This is a genomic window from Streptomyces phytophilus (assembly GCF_013870535.1).
GTDB classification, from domain to species: Bacteria; Actinomycetota; Actinomycetes; order Streptomycetales; family Streptomycetaceae; genus Streptomyces; species Streptomyces phytophilus.
Genome location: NZ_JACBXC010001059.1, coordinates 1 through 2,146, shown reverse-complemented (window position 1 = coordinate 2,146; position 2,146 = coordinate 1). Strand labels below are relative to the sequence as shown.

Below are 2,146 nucleotides of genomic sequence, written 5' to 3'. Positions count from 1 at the left end.
GCCCCGCATGGTGCCTCCTCGTCCCGTTCCCGCGTACGGGGTCGACCCTCGTCCGTGTTACGTATAACCTACGACGTTATACGTAACACTTCAGCGTCTCGGGAGGGCCAGTGCTGCGCGGATACGCCGAGTTGCTGCGCGTCAGACACGTCGGCCGGCTGCTCGCCGGAACGCTCGTCGGGCGGCTGCCCAACGCCACCGCCGCGTTCGCCATCGTGCTGTTCGTCCGGGCCGAGGGCGGCTCGTACACCCTCGGCGGCATCCTCTCCGGCGGCTACGGCCTGGCCACCGCGGTCGGGCAGCCGCTGCTCGGCCGCGCCGTCGACCTGCGCGGCCAGCCGCGCGTGCTGCTCCCCAGCGCCCTGCTGTCCGCCGCCGGCATGGCCCTGTTCGCCGTCGTGGGCATCGATCCGCTGCCGCTGGCCTGCGCCGCCGTCCTGGTCGCCGGGCTCTTCACGCCGCCGCTGGAGGGCGCATTGCGGGCGCTGTGGCCCAGCGTCCTCAAGCGCGAGGACCGGGTGCACGGGGCGTACGCGCTGGACGCCGTCGCGCAGGAGGTGATGTTCGCCGTCGCGCCGCTGATCGTCACCCTGCTGGTCGCCACCGCCTCCGAGGCCGCCGCGCTGCTCGTCCTCAACGCCCTGGGCGTGCTCGGCGCCCTGTGGGTCGTCCTCTCGCCACCGGCCCGCCGGTGGCGCTCCGAGCCGCGCGAGCCGCACTGGCTGGGGGCGCTGCGCGCGCCGGGGCTGCTGGTGATCCTCGGCGCCTTCTTCTTCGTCGGCGTCCGCGGCACCGTCCGTGCCGTACGCCTCCGCGAACGACCAGCTCGCCAGCCGGTTGCCGGTAATCGCCTTCTCCTGTTCCCCGTTGGCACCTGCACCTGCATCCGTCGCAAGCGTGACTGTATCCGCTGCCCCTGGGAACCTGCTGGCCGGACCGTGCGTTGGGGGAGACGGAAGTGATACGGACGAGGTAAGGATGCCGGCGGGGATGGTTCCGCTGAATGCGGGAAAATTCCGGTCGGAAGAGCTTATCCGGAGCTAACGGGCGAGGTGGATATGGTAGGGGGCCTACTGGACACCACCAGAGCCACCAGGGGAGGTGCGGCCGCGTCCGGCCAACGGGGCGCCCCGAGGCGATTCCGCCGCGGGTCCCGGGCACCGGATGAGCCGAAATCCGTGACCGACAATGCTGACGACCGCAGCCACGCCACCGACACCGTGACCGTTGCCGGATTCTCCGCGTTCCCGGCCGACGACGCGTCGTCCAAGGGGTGGACTCCGCCTTCGTGGGAGGAGATCGTCAGCACCCACAGCGGTCGCGTCTACCGTCTCGCCTATCGCCTCACCGGGAACCGGCACGACGCCGAGGACCTCACGCAAGAGGTCTTCATCCGCGTCTTCCGGTCGCTGTCGACGTACACCCCGGGGACGTTCGAGGGCTGGCTGCACCGCATCACCACGAATCTCTTCCTCGACCAGGTGCGGCGCAAGCAGCGCATCCGGTTCGACGCGCTCGGGGACGACGCCGCCGAGCGGCTGCCGAGCCGTGAGCCGTCGCCGCAGCAGCACTTCAACGACACGCACTTCGACGCCGACGTCCAGCAGGCGCTGGACACCCTCGCGCCCGAGTTCCGGGCAGCGGTGGTGCTGTGCGACATCGAGGGCCTGTCGTACGAGGAGATCGCCGCCACCCTGGGCGTCAAGCTGGGCACGGTCCGCAGCCGGATCCACCGCGGCCGTTCCCACCTGCGCAAGGCGCTCAAGCACCGCTCCCCGGAGGCGAGGGCCGAGCAGCGCTCGCTCGCCGGGGCGGGGCAGGGCGCCTACAGCTCGGACGAGGAGGGCGGAACGCTGTGAGCAGCGTGGGCGGGCTGTCGCCCGCCGAGCAGCACCTGGGCGAGGCGCTGGCGGCGCTGGTCGACGGGGAGCTGCCCCACGACTCGCGGGATCGCGTGCTGGCCCATCTGGCGACGTGTCCGCGGTGCAAGGCGGAGGCCGACGAGCAGCGCCGGCTCAAGAGCGTGTTCTCCGCCGCCGCCCCGCCGGCGCCCTCCGACGGCCTGCTGGCCCGGCTGGAGAACCTGCCGGGAGTCGACCTCGACGACGCCGCCCGCCGGTCCCCCTTCGCGGGCCCGCCCGGCGGC

At 72.3% G+C, this 2,146-nt stretch carries 2 protein-coding genes and 1 pseudogene; all 3 read left to right on the top strand.

Annotation, left to right across the window (positions count from 1 at the left end):
• Nucleotides 1-110: 110 nt before the first annotated feature.
• Nucleotides 111-785 (top strand): annotated as a pseudogene (locus H5J30_RS29005) (MFS transporter); the annotation flags it as partial.
• Between the two features lie 273 nt (nt 786-1,058).
• A complete protein-coding gene (gene sigE / locus H5J30_RS29000) occupies nt 1,059-1,859 on the top strand; it encodes an RNA polymerase sigma factor SigE (protein WP_181790242.1) in 801 nt (266 codons plus the stop codon).
• On the top strand, nt 1,856-2,146 hold a 291-nt coding region (locus tag H5J30_RS28995), incomplete at its 3' end, for an anti-sigma factor family protein (RefSeq protein ID WP_181790241.1). The genes sigE and H5J30_RS28995, both read left to right, overlap by 4 nt.